The 21,977-nt window shown below is 41.0% G+C and carries 19 protein-coding genes, 2 tRNA genes and 1 other annotated feature; of the genes, 10 read left to right on the top strand and 11 right to left on the bottom strand.

Annotation, left to right across the window (positions count from 1 at the left end; translation table 11 throughout):
* Nucleotides 1–53: 53 nt before the first annotated feature.
* Together CDG79_RS26655 and CDG79_RS26650 are read right to left on the bottom strand one after the other, a co-directional pair.
* Nucleotides 54–383 carry a hypothetical protein gene (locus CDG79_RS26655; RefSeq protein ID WP_094344818.1) on the bottom strand — a complete coding sequence of 110 codons (330 nt, stop codon included), beginning with the start codon at nucleotides 381–383 and terminating at the stop codon, nucleotides 54–56.
* Nucleotides 384–838: 455 nt separating this feature from the next.
* Nucleotides 839–1,039, bottom strand: a complete 201-nt coding sequence (locus CDG79_RS26650; protein ID WP_094331830.1) for a hypothetical protein — start codon at nucleotides 1,037–1,039, stop codon at nucleotides 839–841.
* A gap of 571 nt (nucleotides 1,040–1,610) precedes the next feature.
* On the opposite strand from CDG79_RS26650, the gene CDG79_RS26645 reads away from it, so the two are divergent.
* A complete protein-coding gene (locus CDG79_RS26645) occupies nucleotides 1,611–4,409 on the top strand; it encodes a PAS domain S-box protein (protein WP_094344817.1) in 2,799 nt (932 codons plus the stop codon).
* A 7-nt stretch (nucleotides 4,410–4,416) separates the two neighbouring features.
* Nucleotides 4,417–5,916, top strand: a complete 1,500-nt coding sequence (locus tag CDG79_RS26640) for a hybrid sensor histidine kinase/response regulator (protein WP_094344816.1) — start codon at nucleotides 4,417–4,419, stop codon at nucleotides 5,914–5,916.
* A gap of 88 nt (nucleotides 5,917–6,004) precedes the next feature.
* Here CDG79_RS26640 and trhO read toward each other — a convergent pair whose 3' ends face one another.
* Complete coding sequence (trhO, locus tag CDG79_RS26635) at nucleotides 6,005–6,928, bottom strand: oxygen-dependent tRNA uridine(34) hydroxylase TrhO (protein ID WP_094344815.1); 924 nt, start codon at nucleotides 6,926–6,928, stop codon at nucleotides 6,005–6,007.
* Nucleotides 6,929–7,000: 72 nt separating this feature from the next.
* On the opposite strand from trhO, the gene CDG79_RS26630 reads away from it, so the two are divergent.
* From CDG79_RS26630 to CDG79_RS26620, 3 genes are all read left to right on the top strand, one after another.
* Nucleotides 7,001–7,073 (top strand) — tRNA-Ala (locus CDG79_RS26630).
* A gap of 292 nt (nucleotides 7,074–7,365) precedes the next feature.
* Nucleotides 7,366–7,812 carry a DUF2127 domain-containing protein gene (locus CDG79_RS26625; RefSeq protein WP_094344814.1) on the top strand — a complete coding sequence of 149 codons (447 nt, stop codon included), beginning with the start codon at nucleotides 7,366–7,368 and terminating at the stop codon, nucleotides 7,810–7,812.
* 110 nt (nucleotides 7,813–7,922) lie between these two features.
* Complete coding sequence (locus tag CDG79_RS26620) at nucleotides 7,923–9,329, top strand: lysophospholipid acyltransferase family protein (RefSeq protein ID WP_094344813.1); 1,407 nt, start codon at nucleotides 7,923–7,925, stop codon at nucleotides 9,327–9,329.
* 375 nt (nucleotides 9,330–9,704) lie between these two features.
* Here CDG79_RS26620 and rplL read toward each other — a convergent pair whose 3' ends face one another.
* From rplL to rplS, 8 genes are all read right to left on the bottom strand, one after another.
* Nucleotides 9,705–10,097, bottom strand: coding sequence for a 50S ribosomal protein L7/L12 (rplL, locus tag CDG79_RS26615; protein ID WP_094344812.1), 393 nt, complete (start codon nucleotides 10,095–10,097; stop codon nucleotides 9,705–9,707).
* Between the two features lie 100 nt (nucleotides 10,098–10,197).
* Complete coding sequence (gene rplJ, locus CDG79_RS26610) at nucleotides 10,198–10,812, bottom strand: 50S ribosomal protein L10 (RefSeq protein WP_094344811.1); 615 nt, start codon at nucleotides 10,810–10,812, stop codon at nucleotides 10,198–10,200.
* 62 nt (nucleotides 10,813–10,874) lie between these two features.
* Nucleotides 10,875–11,043, bottom strand: a sequence feature (ribosomal protein L10 leader region).
* A 71-nt stretch (nucleotides 11,044–11,114) separates the two neighbouring features.
* Entirely contained in the window at nucleotides 11,115–11,828 is a 714-nt protein-coding gene (gene rplA / locus CDG79_RS26605) for a 50S ribosomal protein L1 (protein ID WP_094344810.1), read from the bottom strand.
* A gap of 126 nt (nucleotides 11,829–11,954) precedes the next feature.
* On the bottom strand, nucleotides 11,955–12,380 hold the full coding sequence (gene rplK / locus CDG79_RS26600; protein WP_012412092.1) for a 50S ribosomal protein L11: 426 nt from the start codon (nucleotides 12,378–12,380) through the stop codon (nucleotides 11,955–11,957).
* A gap of 6 nt (nucleotides 12,381–12,386) precedes the next feature.
* Nucleotides 12,387–13,028 (bottom strand): transcription termination/antitermination protein NusG, encoded by a 642-nt coding sequence (nusG, locus tag CDG79_RS26595; protein WP_094344809.1) that lies wholly within the window; start codon nucleotides 13,026–13,028, stop codon nucleotides 12,387–12,389.
* Nucleotides 13,028–13,249 (bottom strand): preprotein translocase subunit SecE, encoded by a 222-nt coding sequence (secE, locus tag CDG79_RS26590; protein ID WP_094331819.1) that lies wholly within the window; start codon nucleotides 13,247–13,249, stop codon nucleotides 13,028–13,030. The genes nusG and secE overlap by 1 nt, the downstream gene beginning before the upstream one ends.
* A 265-nt stretch (nucleotides 13,250–13,514) precedes the next feature.
* Nucleotides 13,515–13,587: transfer RNA gene (locus CDG79_RS26585), tRNA-Trp, on the bottom strand.
* A gap of 146 nt (nucleotides 13,588–13,733) precedes the next feature.
* Nucleotides 13,734–14,096, bottom strand: coding sequence for a 50S ribosomal protein L19 (gene rplS, locus CDG79_RS26580; RefSeq protein ID WP_094344808.1), 363 nt, complete (start codon nucleotides 14,094–14,096; stop codon nucleotides 13,734–13,736).
* A 159-nt stretch (nucleotides 14,097–14,255) separates the two neighbouring features.
* On the opposite strand from rplS, the gene CDG79_RS26575 reads away from it, so the two are divergent.
* From CDG79_RS26575 to CDG79_RS26555, 5 genes are all read left to right on the top strand, one after another.
* Complete coding sequence (locus tag CDG79_RS26575) at nucleotides 14,256–15,200, top strand: glycosyltransferase family 2 protein (protein WP_094344807.1); 945 nt, start codon at nucleotides 14,256–14,258, stop codon at nucleotides 15,198–15,200.
* 219 nt (nucleotides 15,201–15,419) lie between these two features.
* The gene (locus CDG79_RS26570; protein WP_094344806.1) at nucleotides 15,420–15,626 is read left to right on the top strand and encodes a hypothetical protein; all 207 of its coding nucleotides are present in this window, start codon (nucleotides 15,420–15,422) and stop codon (nucleotides 15,624–15,626) included.
* A 432-nt stretch (nucleotides 15,627–16,058) separates the two neighbouring features.
* Nucleotides 16,059–16,439: a hypothetical protein gene (locus tag CDG79_RS26565; protein ID WP_094344805.1), complete on the top strand. Its 381-nt coding sequence runs from the start codon at nucleotides 16,059–16,061 to the stop codon at nucleotides 16,437–16,439.
* A 7-nt stretch (nucleotides 16,440–16,446) separates the two neighbouring features.
* Nucleotides 16,447–17,367 (top strand): hypothetical protein, encoded by a 921-nt coding sequence (locus CDG79_RS26560; protein WP_094344804.1) that lies wholly within the window; start codon nucleotides 16,447–16,449, stop codon nucleotides 17,365–17,367.
* A gap of 127 nt (nucleotides 17,368–17,494) precedes the next feature.
* Nucleotides 17,495–21,406, top strand: coding sequence for a caspase family protein (locus CDG79_RS26555; RefSeq protein WP_223278341.1), 3,912 nt, complete (start codon nucleotides 17,495–17,497; stop codon nucleotides 21,404–21,406).
* Nucleotides 21,407–21,977 lie beyond the last annotated feature (571 nt).

Raw genomic sequence — 21,977 nt, 5'->3', positions numbered from 1 at the left:
ACATCAAATATCAAACTTACTATTTGCCTATTAGGAAAAATTTATCTTCAAAATTAACTATTACCAATTTTTTGGTAAATTGCACAAAGGCGACTTGGTTTAAAAATCTTAGCAATGAACATGAAATTTGGCGGTACATTGATGATGGCATATTCATCAGATTCATGATACTTTTCAAACTCGGCTGGCATTCCTTTAGTGGTAGTTAAGCTGTAAGGAACTGGTTGGAAAAGTAATTCAGTAAATTTAACTTGCTCGCACTGCAACTGTTGACTAATTTGATTTAAGAAAGCAACGCTTGTCAATAAATTGAATAGAGTTTCTTGAGCTTGTGTTTCAAGAGTAAAACTGCTATCAAAGTTCTGGACGATTTTCAGGGGCATTATCTGTATGGGTAGTTATTAACGACTAAGTGAAAATTACCACTTTAAGATCAGCCTATGGGATTGTGGGACTTCTGTCAGCCACGAGAGGAAGCTAAATTATTAAGAATCATGAAGTTTAGGAGATTTCAGGGATAGATGATTTTTATTCAAGGCTGTGCTAATAAACTTCAGATATTATACTTAGAAATATAAATATCAAATTCATAATTAAATAACTAGGTGTAGTATAATAATTACTAAAAATGCCATGAGACAAAAGTGATACCTCCGGTGGGCTACGCCTACGCACTTTACCACATCAGCCTTCATCCTCCCTGAAAACGATTCTCACACAATAAAAATGAGTGGATAATCGCGATCTAAACCACAACTGTCCACTCAAATTTTACTAAATGCGCGTTAGTAGAAACAACCCAATTAGACTATTGAAACTTGGGAAAGTCCAAACCAATCTAACGTGACTCGGTTCCCTGATTGGGGCTACCTGCTACAGAATCCTCTCCTGGTGCTTCTGGTGTAGCACTGGGTTTAGCATCACTCTTTTCAGCATCGCCAGTTTTGCGGATACCTTCCTCAATGGGGGTTTGGTAGCCACCAGAAGCCGTAGGCGTACCTTCTTTATTATCAGATTTCTGTTTTTCTTGTTCAGCCATGACTACATTCCTAATCATTTATTCTTGGGATCATCTTAAATAAATTAGTGATGTGAGTGTATCTATCTAGAATCTAGTTATTGCTGATTCGCCCCTCTATCGAAAGTATTATTTAGTACTACTTATGTATGCTGACAAAAATCCAGAAATGTAGAATTTGTTAACCTTAGAACTCTTGCTATCGTTAAAGTAGACCTTGGAAAGGGCTTGATGCCCAAGATGCTTTTGAAATTGCTTTATTGATAGTTGACAGCAAATGGTTCATCTGTCGATTTTGTATGTTGCAAAAACTGCCAATAGTTTGATAAAAATACTGGTAGGGAATATAACGTTTTTTTTAACCCACCTTTAAGCAACCTCAAGTACCTATTCACATAGAGTAAATTATTTTGAAAAAAAATAAATATCTTAACAATGTTATGGAGTAAAAGGCATTTCCCAAAAATAAACGATCCCATTTTATTAAGAAAAATCCGATTTTAATTTCGTAAACTTTATAATAATTAATTTTATTTTGAGATTAAAGCAAATCAAATATGAAACTTTACAAACCTTTTTCACACAATCAATAATGCTACTTCCTGAAAATGAAGGTCAAAGGCTAGAAGTACTTAACCAGTATCAAATTTTAGATACGCCACCAGAAGAAATTTTTGATGAGCTTGCTCAATTAGCTGCTAACCTTTGCGAAACACCAATCGCTCTGATTAGCCTAGTTGATACAGAACGGGAATGGTTCAAGTCAAAAATTGGAGTAACAACATCGGAAATTCCTCGAAGTATTTCTTTTGGTAGTTATACTATTTTGCAAAGTAAAATATTAATCATCCCGGACGCTTTGCAAGATGAACGATTGGCGACAAATCCTCTTGTAATATCCAATCCTAATTTCCGCTTTTATGCGGGAGTTCCCTTAATTAGCTCAAGCGGTTTTGCATTGGGTAGTCTTTGTGTAATTGATTTTGCACCGCGAAACTTGACTGTTAAAGAAGAAGTAGTTTTACAACAGCTAGCTCGACAAACAATCAGGTATTTAGAATTACATCGGCAAAAAGTAATTGATGATAGCCAAAGAAGTTTTAATCTTCTTTTCTCTAAAAATCCTAATCCAATGTGGGTATATAACCAGAATACCCTGCAATTTTTAGATGTAAATGAAGCTGCTGTTATCCACTACGGTTACTCACGAGAAGAGTTTTTACAAATGCGAATAACTGATATTCGCACTCCAGAAGATGTGCCTATTTTCAGAGAATATTTAAGACAAAAGCACACTAGCTTACATTTCGCTGGACAATGGCAACATCGGCGAAAAGACGGACAGATTATTGATGTTGAAATTGTCACACATACAATAAGCTATGCCAGTTACAATGCTCGGTTGGTTAATATCCGAGACATCACAAAATATAAACGTATAGAAAGAACCCTTCAAGAAAGTGAAGCGAGATTTAGAGTTATTTCTGAAGCAATTCCTATTCCATTAATTATTTCGCGTCTATCTGACGGTTTGATTTTATATGCTAATTCGGAGCTAATGCAAACATTTCGATTTTCATCTGAAGATTTGGTGAATCGCAAGAATTTAGATTTATACCATAATTCAGTAGATTTAGAAGCCATGTTAGAAGCTCTTAATCAAAATGATTCTCTTCAAGATTATGAACTTAAATTGAAGAGGGCAGACGGAACTGATTTTTGGGCGATTGCTTCCTTGCAATATTTAAAATTCAATAGTGAAACAGCCATTTTAACAGTATTTTATGATATTACAAATCGCAAAAATGTAGAAACTAAACTTCAAGAACAAAATGAGTTTTTGCGGAAAATTTTTGAAAGTATCCCGTTGATGATTGCACTCATTGATGCCAATGGCAAACTCCAATGGGTAAACCAAGAATGGGAAAGTGTTTTGGGCTGGAAATTTAACGGCTTTCAAACTAGCAATGTGCTGGAAGCCTTATATCCTAATGCTGAATATCGACAGTATGTGATTAATTTTATGCAGTCTGCACAACGCAATTGGGGTGACTTTAGAACTCAGGTTCGGGATGGTGATTTATTAGATACATCTTGGACTAATGTTAAACTTTCAAATGGTCAAATTATTGGTATTGGACAAGATATCACAGAACGTAAGCGAACTGAACTGGCTCTAAAAGCTCAAGCCGAACGCGAACAATTGATGCGAACGGTTGCTCAACGGATTCGTCAATCTCTAAATCTCCAAGATATTTTAAATGCAACAGTTCAAGAAGTTCGAGATTTACTTGGGGTTAATCGAGTAGTAGTTTATCAGTTTGACTCAGAGATGATCGGCACAATTATGGCGGAGTCGGTGGAACCTGGATGGACAGTTTCTTTGAGCGTAGAGATTCATGATACGTGTTTTCAAACAGGCGCGGGAGTGGAGTATTATCAGGGACGCAAAAGAGCGATCGCTAATATTTATGAAGCTGGACTAACTGATTGCCATATTCGCTTGTTAGAACGATTTGAAGTCAAAGCGAATTTAGTCGTGCCCATTTTACTAGAAGTGAGTTCTAAAAACCCTGGCTCTCATATTTGGGGTTTACTGATTGCTCACCAATGCTCTAGTTTCCGGGAGTGGGAAGAAAATCAATTAGATTTGCTCGATCAACTTACAGTCCAATTAGCGATCGCAATTCAACAATCTAGCATCTTTGAGCAAGCTCAAACTGAACTAGTTCAAAGACAAAAAGCTGAAGTAAAGTTAAGACATGCCTTAGCTGAAAAAGAAGTCCTGTTAAAAGAAGTTCATCATCGAGTTAAAAATAATTTGCAAATTGTCTCTAGTCTCTTACAACTCCAGTCTCAAACTCTCAAAGATCCAGAAGTAATCAAAGTTCTTCGAGAAAGCCAAAACCGAATTGAGTCAATATCTCTAATTCATAAAAATTTGTATACTTCCGCGAATATCGGACAAATTGATGTAGGTGACTATATCCATAATTTAGCAGCAAGTTTGCTCATTTCCTATCAAATATGGCCGGGAAAAATCGTTCTAGAAACTGATATAGATTCGGTAAGTTTGAATGTTGACCAAGCTATTGCCTGTGGACTGGTTATCAACGAATTAATCTCTAATGCCCTCAAACACGCTTTCCCTAATCAACAAGCAGGAAAAATAAGTATTGCTTTACGTAATATTGGCAATAACATCGAGATGACGATTAGAGACAATGGGATTGGTTTACCAGATAATTTAGATTGGACAAATACTGATTCTTTGGGTCTGTCGTTAGTATATGACTTGGTTACAGAACAATTAGAAGGCGATATTACTCTAGAACGCAATCGGGGAACAGTATTCAAAATCCAATTCACGCAGTTAACTTTGCATCAGTAAATATCAAATGGGTCAAGCTAGGATTTTAGTTGTTGAAGATGAAGTGATTGTGGCTAGAACTATTGCTAGCCAACTCAGTCAACTAGGTTATATTGTTACGGGAACAGCTTCGTCTGGAAAAGTTGCCATTGCCAAGGCATCGGAAACTCAACCAGAATTAGTATTAATGGATATTATTCTTAAAGGTGAGATGGATGGTATTGCTACCGCTAGTAAGATTCGTGAGCAGTTAGACGTACCTGTAATATTTTTAACTGCTTATGGTGACGATCGTACTTTAGAAAGAGCCAAAATTACTCAACCTTTTGGATACATCGTTAAACCATTTACGACAAAAGATTTAAGAATAGCGATCGAAATCGGCCTTTTACAACACCAGTTAGAGCGTGAATTGCGGGAGAATCGAGATCGGTTAGCAACCCTTTTAAACTCGATGAGTGATGCTGTAATCGCTACAAATGAGCAGGGAGAAGTGACATTCATAAATCCCGCAGCTGAGGCGCTGACTGGCTGGCAGCAAAAAGATGCTTTAGGAAATGAGGCGACGAAGATTTTTAATCTTGTCAATGAAGTTACAGATACTATATTAGAAAACCCAATCACAAAAGTGCTGCGGGAACAACAGGTTGTTTATTTAGAAGAATTCACATATCTGATTAGGAAAGATGGAAAAAGAGTTCCAATTGGCGATAGTGCTTCCCCACTTAAGGGACGACCTGACCAAATAAATGGTGTAGTAGTTGTTTTCTGGGATCTTAGCGAACGACAGCAAACAAAATTGCTAGAGCAAGCATTGGAAAAGGAGCAAGAACTTAACCGTCTCAAGTCCTTATTTATCTCTACTGTATCTCATGAGTTCCGTAATCCCCTAACTGTGATTCAAACGGCAGTAGAACTGATAGAAATGCAAGGAGCAAATTTGACAGATGCAAAAAGGGGTATTTATTTAAAACGAATTCAAGGTGCTGTGCAATCTTTAGAAAAGCTCATGGAAGAAGTTCTGTTTATGGGTCGAGCAGAGTCCGAAAAACTTGTATATAACCCTGCTCCTCTTAATTTAGAAGAATTTTGTCGAGAGTTAATCAAAGATTTTTCTATTGTTGAAAATAACGTGTGTGAAATTGTTTTTACCTGTCATAGCGCTCGTACCGATGCTGTAATGGATGAAGGACTCTTACATTATATGTTCGGGAATCTCCTCTCAAACGCGGTTAAATATTCTCCAAGATGTGGCAAGATTCAGCTTGATTTAATATGCGATCCCATTGAGAAAGTAGCAATTTTTTCTATTCAAGATCGAGGTCTAGGAATTCCTGAACCAGACCAAGCTCGACTTTTTGAGTCATTCTACCGAGCCTCAAATGTCCAATCAATTCAAGGTACTGGATTGGGGTTAGTAATTGTTAAAAGGTGCGTTGATGCTCACAGGGGTCAAATCAGCGTCACAAGTCAAGTTGGAGTCGGCACGACATTTACTGTAATTTTGCCCTTAAATTCTGAATTATAAAAATCTAGCTTGAAAACCCCAAAGTTCACTCCTCAAAAACCCCAAATTTTGAGGAGTAAACTTCTTTTATCTTGGTTATGAAAAGTAGTTATAGGTTACTAACATCCCGATTTTTAGAATTAGCAACTTGGGTTTGGTAGTGCTGCCATTTTTTCTGTTGACGCACTCTTTTTTCTTCGGTGAGGCTATCAAAACAATAAGCACAGGAGATACCTTCCTCATACTTGTCAGATGCCTTATCTTCCTCAGAAATCGCATACCCACAACTGAAGCACCGCTCAGAACTCCCTTTCTCCAGCCCATGACTAACGGCCACCCGCTCGTCAAAGACAAAACATTCTCCTTCCCATAAACTTTTCTCTGCTGAAACTTCTTGCAAATACTTGAGAATTCCGCCCTTGAGATGATAGACCTCTGCAAAGCCTTGGGCAAGCATGAAGGATGAAGCTTTTTCACAGCGAATGCCACCGGTACAAAACAGAGCAACTTTTTTATGTTTAGTTGGGTCGAGGTGGCGTAGCACATAATCGGGAAATTCTCGGAATGAGCCAGTTTGAGGATTTTCTGCCCCTTGAAAAGTACCGATATTCACCTCATAATCATTGCGGGTGTCAATCACGGTTACTTCAGGATTGCTAATCAAATCATTCCATTCCTGGGGACTGACATAAGTGCCAACTTGCTCATTTGGATCTATTTCAGGCAATCCCAAAGTGACAATTTCTGGCTTCAACCGCACCTTCATCCGCTCAAAGGGCGGGGTTTCGGCATGGGACTCTTTAGACTCTAGGTCTGCTAAACGGGGGTCAGTACGCAGAAAACAGAGAATAGAATCAATCGCCTGACGCGAACCCGCAATTGTACCGTTAATGCCTTCTTGTGCCAACAAAATTGTCCCCTTGACACCTTGCTCTTGGCAGTAAGACAGTAGAGAATCTCGTTTCTCGGCAAAATCTGGCAGTTTGACGAATTTATACAGTGCTGCAACAACTTGGATATTTTCTGGCTTCATCCCTTTAGTAATGGAACAATATAAGTTACAATTAACTTCGACAACCAAAGTTACCGACTATTTTAATTTTATGGGGGTTTAGCTCAGTTGGTAGAGCGCCTGCTTTGCAAGCAGGATGTCAGCGGTTCGAGTCCGCTAACCTCCATTGGATGTAATTTGTGAAAATTTGCGATCGCTGGGAATATCCCAAAGGAAACACACCTAAATCAAAACCCCATTCTCTACTACAGAATGGGTAACAGCAGATGCTAGGGAATGAGTCAAGGGATAGATAAGTTGGTGTTGCATCCAATTGCCCTAATATTCAAAGTCGTACTTAGTTAGATAAATCTTTGTCCCAAGATAGTCCGATAAAGTACTGCTACAATAGGCATCTTAGTTGGCATCATTAAGAGCCAGCTAATCAAAATTTGACTTCTATATACTTAGGGGGTTGTTTGGAAAAGCGTCCATTGGGGTTAGTGGCAATTGTTCTCTACAAATCATTTACCGCCTTGCTGCTTATGGTTACTTCGATCGCTTTATTATTGACGTTAAAAAATTATCAAAATCTAGAGGCTTTTTCAGACGATTATGTTTTAGAAGGTAAATCGATAATCATTGATTGGGTTTTACAAAAAGTTATCAACTTAAATCCCAGAACTCTAGCATTTAGCGGCATTGGCGCAGGAATATATGCTATTGTAACTTGTATTGAAGCTGTTGGTTTGTGGTATGAAAAACGTTGGGCACATATTTTAGTATTGGTACTTGTCGGTATCAGCATTCCACCAGAAATTTATGAATTGATTAGGGGGATATCTCCTCTTAAGACATTGGTTTTTTTGTTAAATTTAGCAGTCTTTGTGTATCTATTCCGCAATTTTCCCAAACATAAAAAATAACTTTTATTCTGTTATATGGTCTATTGTTAAAAGTAACAACTGAGCAATATCTAACGCCAAACCAAGACCCCAAGTTGTACAATCGCTAGAAATACAATCTGGAGAGCGACTTGCCTAAAACGATTCACTCTACTCAACCACCACTGAAATTTATTCCCCAACGCCTTAATCTGCCAATACTCCAGATTGTTCGGTGGTTATTGCCGATCGCACTACGATTTCGCACTCGCCCTTGGCTACCGGCTGGTATTGTCAGTGTTGAAGCCAAGAATGTTGAGGTATTGGCTGAACTTTATCAACAATTTCAGGCTGGAAAAATTCGCTTTTTGTTGGCATTTCGTCACCCAGAGGTGGAAGACCCCCTCTGTATGTTGTATTTGCTTTCTCACATTGTGCCACGGGTAGCTCGTCAGAAAGGTATTACACTGCGATCGCTTGTTCATAGCTATTTTCTCTACGATCGCGGGATGACGGTTTGGGCCGGAAATTGGCTAGGTTGGCTGTTTTCACGGCTGGGGGGTGTGCCTGTTCATCGCGGAAGGCGACTAGATCGGCAAGCAATCCAAACAGCACGGGAGTTGTTTGCTAATGGGAAAGTACCGATCGCAGTCGCACCCGAAGGAGGTACTAATGGTCATAGTGGCATTGTTAGTCCACTGGAACCTGGTGTTGCTCAAATGGGGTTCTGGTGTGCAGAAGACTTGCATAAAGCCAACCGGACTGAGACTGTGATTATTGTACCGATCGCCATCCAGTATCGCTACGTTGAGCCACCTTGGTCTAAACTGGATTGGCTCTTAAGTAAGTTGGAAGCTGATAGCGGCTTGGGAGTTAAGGAAATTGATTCGGGCGATCAAAAAGAAATTTACTATCAACGCCTCTTTAGGTTAGCTGAATATCTCATTACCGAGATGGAAGAGTTTTATCGTCGCTTCTATCATCAAGACATTCCAAAAACCATCTTAAGTGATGAATCTGCTAGTCCTAATCAGGTGTTGATTAACCGACTTCATCGCTTACTGGATAAAGCTTTACAAGTTACCGAACAGCATTTTGGAGTCCAGGCGCAGGGTAATTTTATTGACCGATGTCGCCGCTTAGAAGAGGCTGGCTGGAATTGCATTTATCGGGAAGATTTGCCAGATATCAATGCTTTACCACCATTTAAACGTGGTTTAGCAGACTGGATTGCAGAGGAAGCAGACTTGCGAATGCGGCACATGCGAATTGTGGAAAGCTTTGTTGCAGTCACAGCTACTTATATTCAAGAACAACCAACTGCGGAACGGTTTGCAGAAACAGCTTTACTTGTATTCGATATGCTTTCTAGAATTCAGGATACAACACTCCCAGGACGACCCCGCTTAGGTTTGCGACAAGCACAAATTACTGTGGGAGAGCCAATTTCCGTTACAGAACGTTGGTCAAATTCTCAAGGCGATCGCCAAGCATCTAGACAAGGTGTGAGCGATTTGACAAAAGATTTGCAAATCGCTTTAGAGAAGATGATTAGCTAAGTAGCCAAACGTAAATCAATTCAAGTTTGTAGTGAGGACTTTAGTCCTGATAAACCTTGGATGAGCGATTCATCGCTCACGACAAACAAGGATTTTATTGCATGTCTAAATTATGCTAAGTAGGCGGGCACAAATAAATATAACTATGTAACGAAAAATAAAAGCGGTGAAAACCTTGTGATTGCTTCACTCCACTTCGTTGCGTTCGCAATGACATAGTTATAAATTTTCTCACCCACCTACTTATCTAGTTGGCAAAACTTCTAAGACTTTTTAGCTCGAATTTTGTCAAAGATTGCACCTTCATCAGTAGCTTGATATGAAAAAAGGAGCCTGACTCAGGCTCCTTAATAAAAACTAGTAATAGAATTGTGACTACTTGATAGTCACCTTACCACCAGCTTCTTCGATGCGCTTCTTAGCATCTTCAGCAGCATCCTTAGCAATACCTTCTTTAACTGCCTTGGGCGCAGCTTCTACCAAGTCTTTCGCTTCTTTCAGACCCAAACCGGTCAATTCGCGGACAATCTTCAGCACGGCAATCTTCTTATCAGCTGGGACTGAATCGAGAATCACTTCAAACTCGGTTTGCTCAACAGCTTCCTCAGCAGGAGCAGGGCCACCAGGGCCAGCCATCATCATCATACCACCAACGGGTGCAGCAGCACTCACACCAAAAGCTTCTTCAATTTGCTTGACTAACTCAGAAGCTTCCAGCAAAGACAGTCCTTTTAGTTGTTCTAAAATGTTATCGGTTGCAGCAGACATGGATATAACTCCTCTAATTTTGATTATTTATTTGTCATGGGCCATTGGTCTGTAACTATAGACTTTTGACTCTTGACTCTTGACTGATGAACCACGAAGTCTATTCAGCAGCCGTTTCGGTGCTGCTATCAGCAACAGTTGCGGTTTCGGCACTGCTATCTTGGACAGCAGCAGTTTCGGTGCTACCACCACTTTGCTCTTGGTCAGCCACAGCTTGCAAAGCACGAGCCAGTGAACCAGGAACTTCGTTGATACCCACAGCAATCTTGGTAGCCAAGGCGTTGATAGCCCCAGCGATTTGCGCGATGAGTTGTTCCTTAGATGGCAAGTCTCCCAGTATCTTGACATCAGGTTCTTTGAGTAGGCGACCTTCCAGGACACCACCGCGAAGTTCTGTCTTCTTGGTGACTTTTTGGAATTCTTGGTATGCCTTAATTGCCGATGAAAAATCTTCTTTTACCAGCAAAAAAGCGGAAGAACCATTGAGCAATTCTGACAAAGGCTGCCATTTTTCATTACCTTCAATGGCAATGCCCATTAGGGTGTTCTTTGTCACCTTACAAACGGTGCCACTAGGACGCAACCGCCGCCGTAAGTCTGTGATTTCCGAAACTGTTAGCCCCTGATAGTCAATTACCAGTGCCAGAGTTGAATTACTCAAAGTTTCTTTGAGGTCAGCTACTATCTCTTTTTTATTTTCTAGTGTTCTACCCATTCCAATCTCACCTCCTTAAAACAATCGGTGATTGCCCTACTTGTACGTTTCTTCTAAACCTGAACCCAAACAACAAACCCCAGCTAATTTAGCCGGGGTTGAGTATTAAGACTCGTGATGCCATACTTATCACGCCTTTCGGGGTGGTAATTTTGACAATTAGAGTTTTAACCTCGGCAGGATATTTAAGTTATTAGCACCTGCTGTCTCCGGCTTTGCCTATTTAATTTTGTCATTAGTCATTTCTCTTTTGTCTTTCGTCCTTTGCCTTTACAAATGACCAATGACTAATGACTAAAAAATTAACCTGCTTCGCTCAGTTTTAAATCTCGTAGGGCGGTGACATCAATTTTAATTGATGGCCCCATTGTGGCTGACACATAAAATGTCCGCCAATAACGACCTTTAGCTCCTGAAGGACGGTTACGGTCAATCGTCTCCTGCAATGCCTTCAGGTTGACTAATAAATCTTCAGGCGAGAAGGTTGTCTTACCAAACATAACATGGACAATACCAGTTCTGTCAGCTCGGAATTCTAGTTTACCAGCTTTGAATTCTGCGATCGCACCTGCTAAATCAAATGTTACGGTTCCACCTTTGGGCGATGGCATCAAACCACGGGGCCCAAGCAACTTACCCAGCTTTGCCACTTGTGGCATGACATCGGGCGTAGCAATCAGTTTGTCAAAATCCATTCTACCTTTCTGGATTTCGTCAATCAGTTCTTCTGAACCGACTATATCAGCACCGGCGTTGCTGGCTTCATTTACCTTTTCGCCTCTGGCTATCACCGCCACCCGAACGATTTGTCCAGTACCTTTAGGCAGTGCTACCGTTGTCCGCAACTGTTGGTCTGTATATTTGGGGTCAATTCCCAAACGGATATGGGCTTCGGCAGCTTCAACAAATTTAGCTGTTGCTGTGTCTTTGAGAAGGGCTAAAGCCTCTAAAGGATGATAATCCTTATCTTCTACTTTTGCTTGTAGCGTCTGCAAACGACGCGATATTTTTGCCATTTTTTCTCCTGGGGTAATTCCGAAGCTTCGCCTCTCCCCCGATAATTTTTAGTTATTTGTCATTTGTCCTTTGTCCTTTGTCATTTGTTAATTTTTTACTAATGACTAATGACCAATGACCAATGACTAATCTTTGACTGTTATACCCATATTCTTAGCCGTTCCTGCCACAATCTTCATTGCCGCGTCGATGTCGTTGGCATTGAGGTCGGGGAGTTTCGTTTGGGCTATTTCTTGCAATTGTGCTTTAGTTATTGACCCAACCTTCTTTTTGTTGGGTTCATTCGAGCCTTTTTCAACCTTCGCCGCCTTCCGAATCAGCACTGATGCTGGTGGCGTTTTGAGTACAAAGGTAAAACTCCGGTCTTCAAAAACCGAAATTTCTACAGGTATCACCATTCCAGCTTGGTCTGCTGTTTTGGCGTTGTACTCTTTGCAAAACATCATGATGTTAACACCATGTTGACCCAAGGCGGGCCCGACTGGTGGAGCTGGGTTGGCTTTTCCAGCATTCAGGGCCAGTTTAATGACCGCCACTACTTTCTTCGCCATTTGTATTTAACTCTGTTTCTCTACCTGATTAAATTCCAGTTCTACTGGTGTATCCCTGCCGAAAATTGAGAGCAAGGCTTTAAGTTTACTCCGTTCTGGAGATACTTCAATTACCTCGCCTTCAAAGTCTTTAAATGGCCCAGAAAGCACCATTATCTTATCACCAGTAGCCATGTCAATTTTGACAACAGCTTCCTGTTCGCTGGTTTGTTTGAATATGCGTTCAACTTCTGAACCACTCAGTGGTATAGGGTGGACATGACCGCGACCCTTGCTGCTACCACGTTTTTGCTCTGAGCCGACAAAGTTAATTACATGAGAGGTGTTTCGTACTACCTGCCAGGTATCATCATCCATCATCATCCGCACCAGCACATAGCCAGGAAAAACTTTTTCTTCTGTATGCTGGCGACTGCCATCTTTGCGGATTTTCACCGCCGGCGTTTGCGGAATTTCTACTTGGATAATTTTGTCAGCTACATCAAAAGTTTGAATGCGTTGCTCCAAGTTAGTCTTTACACGCTTTTCACAGCCTGAAGCTACTTGCACAGCATACCAGCGTGCTTCTTTTGACGCTGCTTCTGCTGTTTCTCCTGTTTCCTCCGACTGCAACGTGGAGTTGCGAGGTTCGTCTGTTGCAAAAGTCATCAGAACACCTGTTTTGCTGCCCAACCAAACAATCCATCGACCAAGTATATCAAAGATGCGGAGAGTGCCACCATTAACAACACAGCAGCTGATTCGCTCACTATCTGTTTCCGACTGGGCCAAACTACTTTGTCAAGTTCTTCTTTGGTTCCCTGGATGAAGTTGCCTAAGCTAAACCCATTTGTAGTTTCTGGCAATTCTGCTTCACTTTTTTTAGCCACGACCGTTTATCCCCCGGTTTCTTAGTCAATTTTGGATTTTGGATTTTAGATTTATTCTATTTCAGTCCAAAGTAATCAATTTAAGATTTTGGATTGAGAAGAAATCTAAAATTCGGTTATCCAGTTTTGCAGTTTCGACTCTATTTTACTTAGTTAACTGAAAGCAAAACAACTGCAAATACAATAAGTTTACCCGAAATTATTATCGCTAGCTGCTAAATTAGCAACTGCGTAATTATTTCGGGCTTTGTTTTTTGCTCTTGAGCGCGCCCTGGAGGACTTGAACCCCCGACATCAGGTTTTGGAGACCTGCGTTCTACCAACTGAACTAAGAGCGCACAAGCTGTTTTTGATTCAGTCATTGCGCTGAACTAAATTTTAGTTTAACGCAACACGCGATTTCTATCATACTTCAATTTCGTCGAGAAAACAAGTCAGCGGCAGATGCCGCTTGAGATTTGTCCCATAATGAAAGAAGCACGAATTACAAAGGGCGGTCAAACCGTTGCTTAATCCGGGTTGCCTTACCTACGCGATCGCGGAGATAATAAAGTTTAGCACGGCGGACTTTACCGCGACGTAATACTTTGATGCTGTCAATGCGGGGAGAATGCAACAAAAATACGCGCTCAACGCCTACACCTTGAAAAACCTTACGGACTGTAATAGTTTCGTTGATGCCACCATTGCGTTTGGCAATCACTACTCCCTCGTAGGGTTGTACCCGGTATTTTTCGCCTTCTTTAATTTTCACTCCTACTTTTACGGTGTCGCCCACATAAATGTCGGGCAAACCTGATTTTAGCTGTTCCGCTTCAATGGAGCGGATAATCTCTTGAGCGCTCATAGTCTTTCTGTCTGCTTAAAAAAAACCCACGATCATCAATCATAAATCGATAATCCTATTTCAGTCTACTTCTACTTATTGGAGATTGATAATTTTACTGAGACAATACTTGGTAGATCGAAGCTATATTGCAAAATACTGTACCACAGGTGTCAATTTATGAAATTTAGCGTCGTCATCAGTACCTATAATCGCTTGAACTTGCTGCAAAGAGCAATTGAGTCGGCTCGGAACCAAACGATTGAGTGTGAGGTGGTTGTTGCGGATGACTGTTCTTCTGATGATACCCAAACATATCTCAAAAGCTTAGGAGATAAGGTAGTTTACCATCGGAATGAAGTGAACCTTGGCCATGCCGCAACGGTAAATGCTGGAGTTGCCAAAGCTAGCGGCGACTGGATTAAGTTTTTAGATGATGACGACTATTTAGCGCCTAACTGCATAGAAGAGATGGCTAAGGCGATCGCACTTCGTCCTGATGCTGTAATCTGCTCTTGTGTGGCGGCTCAGGTGGATGGTAATGAAGTTGAACTCAGTCGCACTCCACAAGTTGGCCCCGGTTTAGCTTTTTATATCCCACAAGCCGATATTCATTACGGTATGCTCTTAGAGCTTGTACCCTTTGGCACACCTGTACAAGTAGCTTGCCGATGTGATGCTTTCCTGCAAACTGGTGGTTGGGATTCCACACTGGATGCTAACTGTGATGACATCGATTCGTGGATTCGGATTGCTCAGTTTGGCGATGCTATTTTCTTTAATCAGTGTCTTGCTTACCGCACTATTTGGACTGGTGCGTATAATCAAAAGTTTTCTTTGTCTCGGCGGTTGGCGACAAATATTCTGATGAAAGAAAAAATTTACACTTTGGTAAATGACCAACATCGCTCAAAGATTCCTGTATTTCAAGATATAAAAAATTACCTCAAACTCCATTGGATTTTAGTAGCACTGAAGCAAAAAAATCTCAAGAGTTTTCTTTCAATGATAGATCCTTCTATACTTTCTCCTCGATCTTGGAAGTTTTTGCTAGCTGCCGCCTCATCACGCCGTTCTCAGGGAAACAATTCTCAGGTTCGTAAACTTGTATTGATTGAGTCCTAGCTTAAAAAGCTAGGACCATCGTTTGATTATGAGAGAAAGTTATACCTGAAGAAAAAACATATTTAGAGCTTTCAGAAGTGGATGGAGGCTCTTATAAATTCTATGAAGTTATAGTTAATGACTCTCGGTTCGCTCATTTTTTTCTAGAACCGCAAAGCTTGCTAGAGATGGTCAGATATTCAAGTAAATTAGGGAACGCACAGAATATGTGGTGTATCAATGGCAAGAAAAAGTCCTCAACCAAAAGGGACATCATCTAAAGTACTAGAATGTGTGCAACAGAATTGTCCCAGTTACAGCAAACCCATGTGGAATGAGTATAACAATCTGCGACGTGTGAGAACTCTTAAAGGAGTGGTACAACTGCTGTTAAAAATTCGCCGTTGTCAAAATATATCTTGTGAGATTTATAAATGTACTTACTAAAAGGTCGCTTATTCAGAGTTTGTTTCATTCGTAGCGGGTTGTACATTCACAAATTATATGTCGTAATTTAACAAATTAATGTCGTTCACTTTATCCTGTAAAAACCTTGTATAGCAAGGGTTTTATTAATTTATATGATTATTCAAAAGTGACTAGAGATTTTCAATATTTTCACAAATTGAGGTCGCAAAACTAAAAACTTCACATTTTAATGGTCGTTTATTTTCTTCTCTGAAAAAGTCTGCTATTAAAGGACTTCACAAATTAGATGTCGCATTCTTGATAGCGACAATGTGTTTATTTATGTTAAGAGGTAAAACCTGAGTAATAGTGGTATAGACTGCATCAGTGTTGGAAAATTAACTGCGCTAGTCTGTTTCAGTGTATAACTAAAAAAATTAGCTATTAATCTTACATAATGAGGTTTCAGTTGTGACGTTTGAACCTGACGACATTCTGGAGGCTGGCCGTTCGATTCGTCCTTTTCTTCCAGAACTTTTAGGAAATGAGGCGGTTCAAGTAGACAAACAATTGGCTGAACTATTAGCACAAGCTAAAACTGGACAGGAAGTCGATAAGCAGATTTTAGAAATCTTGAAAAGTCAGCCAGACACTCGCAATTGGATAGCGGAGTTTCTTAGTGAGAAGCAGGTATCAAAGGGTTTTGAGCCACTTCCAGGTAAAGGTCAAGCAATATCTGCTCAAAAATATATATGTCCTCAAGGAGACTACGTTTGGTATCGCCGCATTGTCGGAGCGACAATACCAATTTGTCCTACTCATGGTGTCGTGCTAATACCTGCTGCTCAGTAATAAATATATGCCAACCAAATTTTTAGAAAGTCTGGGTGGAAAACTTGCAGAAAACTGGGCTGCAAACATACTGACACCAGCTTTTGTCTTTTGGATGGGGGGACTATTAGCTTGGGTCTTGCGTTTTGGTCGAAAACCTTTGGAAGATTGGCTCAAACAGCAACCAGAATCTTTGCTAATTGCTGTTATGGTAACAGGTTTGCTCATGATTGCTGTCTCAGCTTTTGTGGTTCAAAAGTTCGATTTATCTGTTTTAAGATTCTTAGAAGGCTATTGGTCTCGCTGGTTACAACCTTTACGACGCTGGATGATACAGCAACAAGAGTATGACTTTAAACGAAAAGATAAGCGTTGGCAAACTCTGGCTGATAAAAAAGAGAAACAAGTTATGACTAACGAAGAATTAGAGGAATATGTGACGCTAGATGGACAACTTATGGAGTTTCCATCTCAATTTAATAGGTTAATGCCTACAAAGTTAGGCAATATCCTTAGAGCAGCTGAAAGCCGCCCTTATGATAAGTATGGCTTGGATGCTGTAATTTGCTGGTCTCGCCTCTGGCTAGTATTACCAGATGGGGTAAAGAAAGAATTACAGGAAGCACGGTCAAGCCTGAACACAGCAGCCCGTTTTTGGCTCTGGAGTTTGCTGTTTATCGTATGGACTGTTTGGGCTTGGTGGGCTGTTCCTGCTGGGTTACTGGGGTTAATATTTGCTTACTACTGGGCAGTTGATGCGGCAGGTGTCTACTGTAGCTTGTTGGAATCTGCTTTTGATTTGTATCGCTTAGAACTTTATAAATCTCTTCGCTGGCCAATACCTATCAATCCTAAGCAAGAACAAGAGTCCGGTAAGCAATTGACAATCTATTTGTTGCGAGGGTCTGATCAGGACAGACCAATATTTACACCATTAAAGGACAAGTGACTGTCACAAGGGGGAATATTTAGTAAAAAAATTTACTTGGTTATTGTCTTGGAAAAGATAAGTAGAATTAAACGCTAGCTAAGATATTGATGAATTTTCCAGAATTTTTATAAAAAGTCGCATATTAATGAGTAGAGATGCTTTAGTAGTTGGCATTAATAAGTACAATTTTTCAGGATTGTCAGCGTTACGATCGCCTGCTAACGATGCAGAAGAGATCGCCAAGCGACTCAGCGAAGCTGGAAATTTTCATGTCAAGCGATTGCCACAATTCCTAGATCCGTTTGAAAATGATGCACCACGAATATCACCAAACCAGGAAATCAAGCTGGCAGATTTAGAGAAGGCTTTAGAAAAACTATTTTATCCTGAAGGCAGAAGCATTCCAGATACAGCCCTCTTCTATTTTTCAGGGCATGGTCTTCGTAAAGATGGACGCATCAAAGAAGGATTTCTGGCAACCAGCGATACCGATCCTGAATTAGGGAACTGGGGACTGCGATTAAAGTGGCTGCGGGAATTGTTAGAGGAAAGTCCAGTACGGCAACAAATTATTTGGTTGGACTGTTGTTTCAGTGGAGAACTACTCAATTTTACAGAAGCTGACCCAGGCGATCGCGGAAATACACGCGATCGCTGTTTTATTGCCGCTTCCAGAGAATTTGAGCTAGCCCATGAAAACGTGAGCGGAGCCAGCAGCGTACTCACTAGCGCGATTTTGCGCGGATTTGACTTGGCTGATCTATCTAACCAATGGGTCACGAACGAAACATTAGTAACATTCTTGCGGCAGGAATTAGAAACAGCACCCCAAAAATTCATCTCTAACAATTTGGGGTGTATTAATCTCTTTTTTAGGAAAGAAACAACAAATAAACAACCTGTTCAATCTACTGTACAAACTCCGAGTCAACCAAATCAGACAGATAAATTAGCAGAGCAATTACGGGCTTGGTTCACTGCCCTACGTTATGGCTTTGAAAAAGGTGAAATTAGCAATGAAAATTATTTTGAGTGGATTATTAATGTCAATAACTCTATAGAGAAAAAGGGGTATAACCGAGTTTTGGTGCGCGGCATTACAGGAGAAGCCGGAATGGCAGATGTTGCTGCCTTGCGACAGTCAGTAAATGCTCGAAAAACAGATATAGGTTGGCTAATCACCAATCGCCGTGTCAGTCGCGCTGCTAAAGATGAGGTGAGCAAGCAAGAAAACCAAGATTTATTCTGCTACACCCTTGATGAGTTGCTGGATAGGGATGCCGATTTTAATATCTACCTTAACTGGTTAGAAAATGAAATCAAGCAACGGGGAATTGACCGCACTTATGTACCCCTAGCTTGTACCAAAGAGGAATTTGATCCCACCTCAAAGCAGAAAATGGGTATTAGCCGTTACGCTCAAGCTGATGGTTGGATTGATGGTTATGTTGAACGTTGGCTGGATGATCCTGCCAAAGAACACCTTTCTATTTTGGGTGAATTTGGTACTGGCAAAACCTGGTTTGGGTTGCATTATGCCTGGACTGCCCTGCAACGCTATCGTGATGCTCAACGCCGGGGAGTAGAACGCCCACGTCTACCATTAGTCATTCCTTTACGGGACTATGCCAAAGCAGTCAGTGTAGAATCGCTATTTTCGGAATTCTTTTTCCGCAAGCATGAAATCCCACTGCCTGGTTATTCTGCCTTTGAGCAACTCAACCGCATGGGTAAGGTGCTGTTGATTTTTGATGGCTTTGATGAAATGGCAGCTAGAGTCAATCGCCAAGAGATGATCAACAACTTCTGGGAACTAGCCAAAGTCGTAGTACCAGGGGCAAAGGTAATTCTCACCTGTCGCACCGAACATTTCCCCGAAGCCAAAGAAGGCAGGGCTTTGCTAAGTGCAGAGTTGCAAGCATCTACAATTAACTTGCCTTTAGAGACACCGCGCTTTGAAGTGCTGGAATTAGAAAAATTTGATGACGAGCAAATTCGGCAAGTATTAGCGTTTCGTGTTGAACTAGAAACCGTAGAACAGATAATGAGTAATCCGACACTGCGGGATTTGGCACGTCGTCCTGTAATGACGGAATTGATTATAGAAGCTTTGCCAGAGATTGAAGCGGGCAAGCCAGTTGATATATCACGGGTATATTTATATGCTGTGCGGCACAAGATGGAGAGAGATATCAAAACCAAGCGTACCTTTACCTCATTGGCAGATAAGCTCTATTTTTTGTGTGAGTTGTCCTGGGAAATGCTCTCAACAGACCAGATGAGCATGAACTACAAAGAATTTCCCGACCGAATTCGGCGTTTATTTTCTGCTGTAGTCCAAGAAGAAAAAGATTTAGACTACTGGCATCATGACATGATGGGGCAGACAATGCTGATTCGTAATGCGGAAGGAGACTATAGCCCTGCCCATCGTTCGTTATTGGAATTTTTTGCTGCCTATAAGCTGGTGGCAGAGTTAGGCATTTTAGCTCCCGACTTCACAGAGCTGGCTCAAGCACAGTCTCATTTAGATACTGTTCCACCACAAGATTACACTTGGTCAGAATACTTTCAACGACAGTGCGGGGAAAATAAGCAACTGCTCTCGATAGCACCGCTAAGTTCATTCGCCAAAGTATCTTTAGAAAAATTATCTAATTATTTTGGTACGGCTCCCTTAGCAAAAGCTGTACTGGATTTAGCTGTGCCAATGTTAGATGAGCAAGTATTTAAACAACGGTTGCTTACACTAATTCAGTCAACCCGTGGCAAAAAGCAGACTCAGGTGGGTTATATGGGTGGCAACCTGGTGAAATTACTAATAGGAAGAAATCCTTATAGTTTAGAAAATTCTGATCTCAGCCATACTGTTATTACAGACGTAAACTTTGCTAATGCCAGCCTGCGGTGGATAAATTTGATGGGATCGGATCTTACAAACTCGGTCTTTGCGCCAGTTCTGGGAGTGGTCTTGTCAGTGGCATTTAGTGCTGATGGCAAAAAATTGCTGATTGGAGATAGTAAGGGTACTGTACAAGTTTGGGAAGCATCCTCTGGCAGAGTCTTGTTGTTCCTTCAAGGGCATGAAAATCGGGTCAATTCAGTGGCGTTTTCCCCCGACGATCAGCGGATTGTCAGTGGCAGTGATGACAAGACAGTACGGTTGTGGGATGTGAATGGTCAGCCCATTGGTCAACCCTTTGTCGGGCATAATTATGAAGTCTGTTCGGTGGCATTTTCTCGCAACGGTCAGCGCATTGTTAGTGGCAGTTATGACAGCACAGTACGGTTGTGGGATGTGAATGGTCAGCCCATTGGTCAACCCTTTGTCGGGCATGATTCTACGGTCTATTCAGTGGCATTTTCCCCCGACGGTCAGCGCATTGTCAGTGGCAGTTTTGACAACACAGTACGGTTGTGGGATGTGAATGGTCAGCCCATTGGTCAACCCTTTGTCGGGCATGAAAATTGGGTCTATTCAGTGGCGTTTTCCCCCGACGGTCAGCGGATTGTCAGTGTCAGTAGAGACAAGACAGTGCGGTTGTGGGATGTGAATGGTCAGCCCATTGGTCAACCCTTTGTGGGACATGAAGATGGGGTCAATTCAGTGGCATTTTTCCCCGATGGTCAACGCATTGTTAGTGGCAGTTTTGACAAGACAGTAAGGTTGTGGGATGTGAATGGTCAGTCCATTGGCCAACCCTTTGTTGGGCATGAAGATTGGGTAACATCAGTGACGTTTTCCCCCGATGGTCAGCACATTGTCAGTGTCAGTAGAGACAAGACAGTAAGGTTGTGGGATGTGAATGGTCAGTCCATTGGTCAACCCTTTATCGGGCATGAAGATGCGGTAACATCAGTGACGTTTTCCCCCGACAATCAGCGCATTGTCACCGGCAGTCTTGATGAAACCATTCGTATTTGGGATGCAACCACTGGCAAATGTTTAAAGGTAATCAATTACAAACTGTGTGCAGGGCTTAATATCACAGGTGCAATAGGGCTAACGTCAGCACAGCGCATAGCATTAAAACTAATGGGAGCGATTGGTAATTGATGAGTCGAGATGCTTTAGTTGTTGGAATTAATACTTATAATTTTCCGCAATTACCGCGCTTGCGATGCTTAAAATGCAAAAGGTATCGCTCAACGGCTGAGTGAAGGTGATAATTTTCGAGTTTGGCGTATTGTAATTAATCTTTATCTGTTTTTTGCCTGACAATTTCCATTTGAATGAGGTACACCGGTAGGGGTACATATCTGTGCGCCCTTACTATGTTCATCTGTGGTTAATTATTTCTTTCTATACCTTGCCTATGCGGAAACCGCTATAAGTCAGTCTTGATAAATTAATTTACACACAATAAGTTTTATTTTGCACACTATATGTTAATTTAAAAATATTCGTGCAATGCAGTTAGTAATCAAAATTGACTCAATACCTCTGGCTACAATCTCTAATCTCAGATGGTAGTTAATACTAAATTTTTTATTCTTATATCCCACATTCCGCACTTCATAATGTGGTACATAATCTTACATAATTCCCCTCTGATACGAGTAAATAAAAATACTCAGAAGCTTTAAGTAAGTCGATATGAAGAATAAACCTAGATTGTGAAGTACAA

Source organism: Nostoc sp. 'Peltigera membranacea cyanobiont' 232 (assembly GCF_002245985.1).
GTDB lineage: Bacteria > Cyanobacteriota > Cyanobacteriia > Cyanobacteriales > Nostocaceae > Nostoc.
This window is presented reverse-complemented; position numbering and strand designations above follow the sequence as displayed.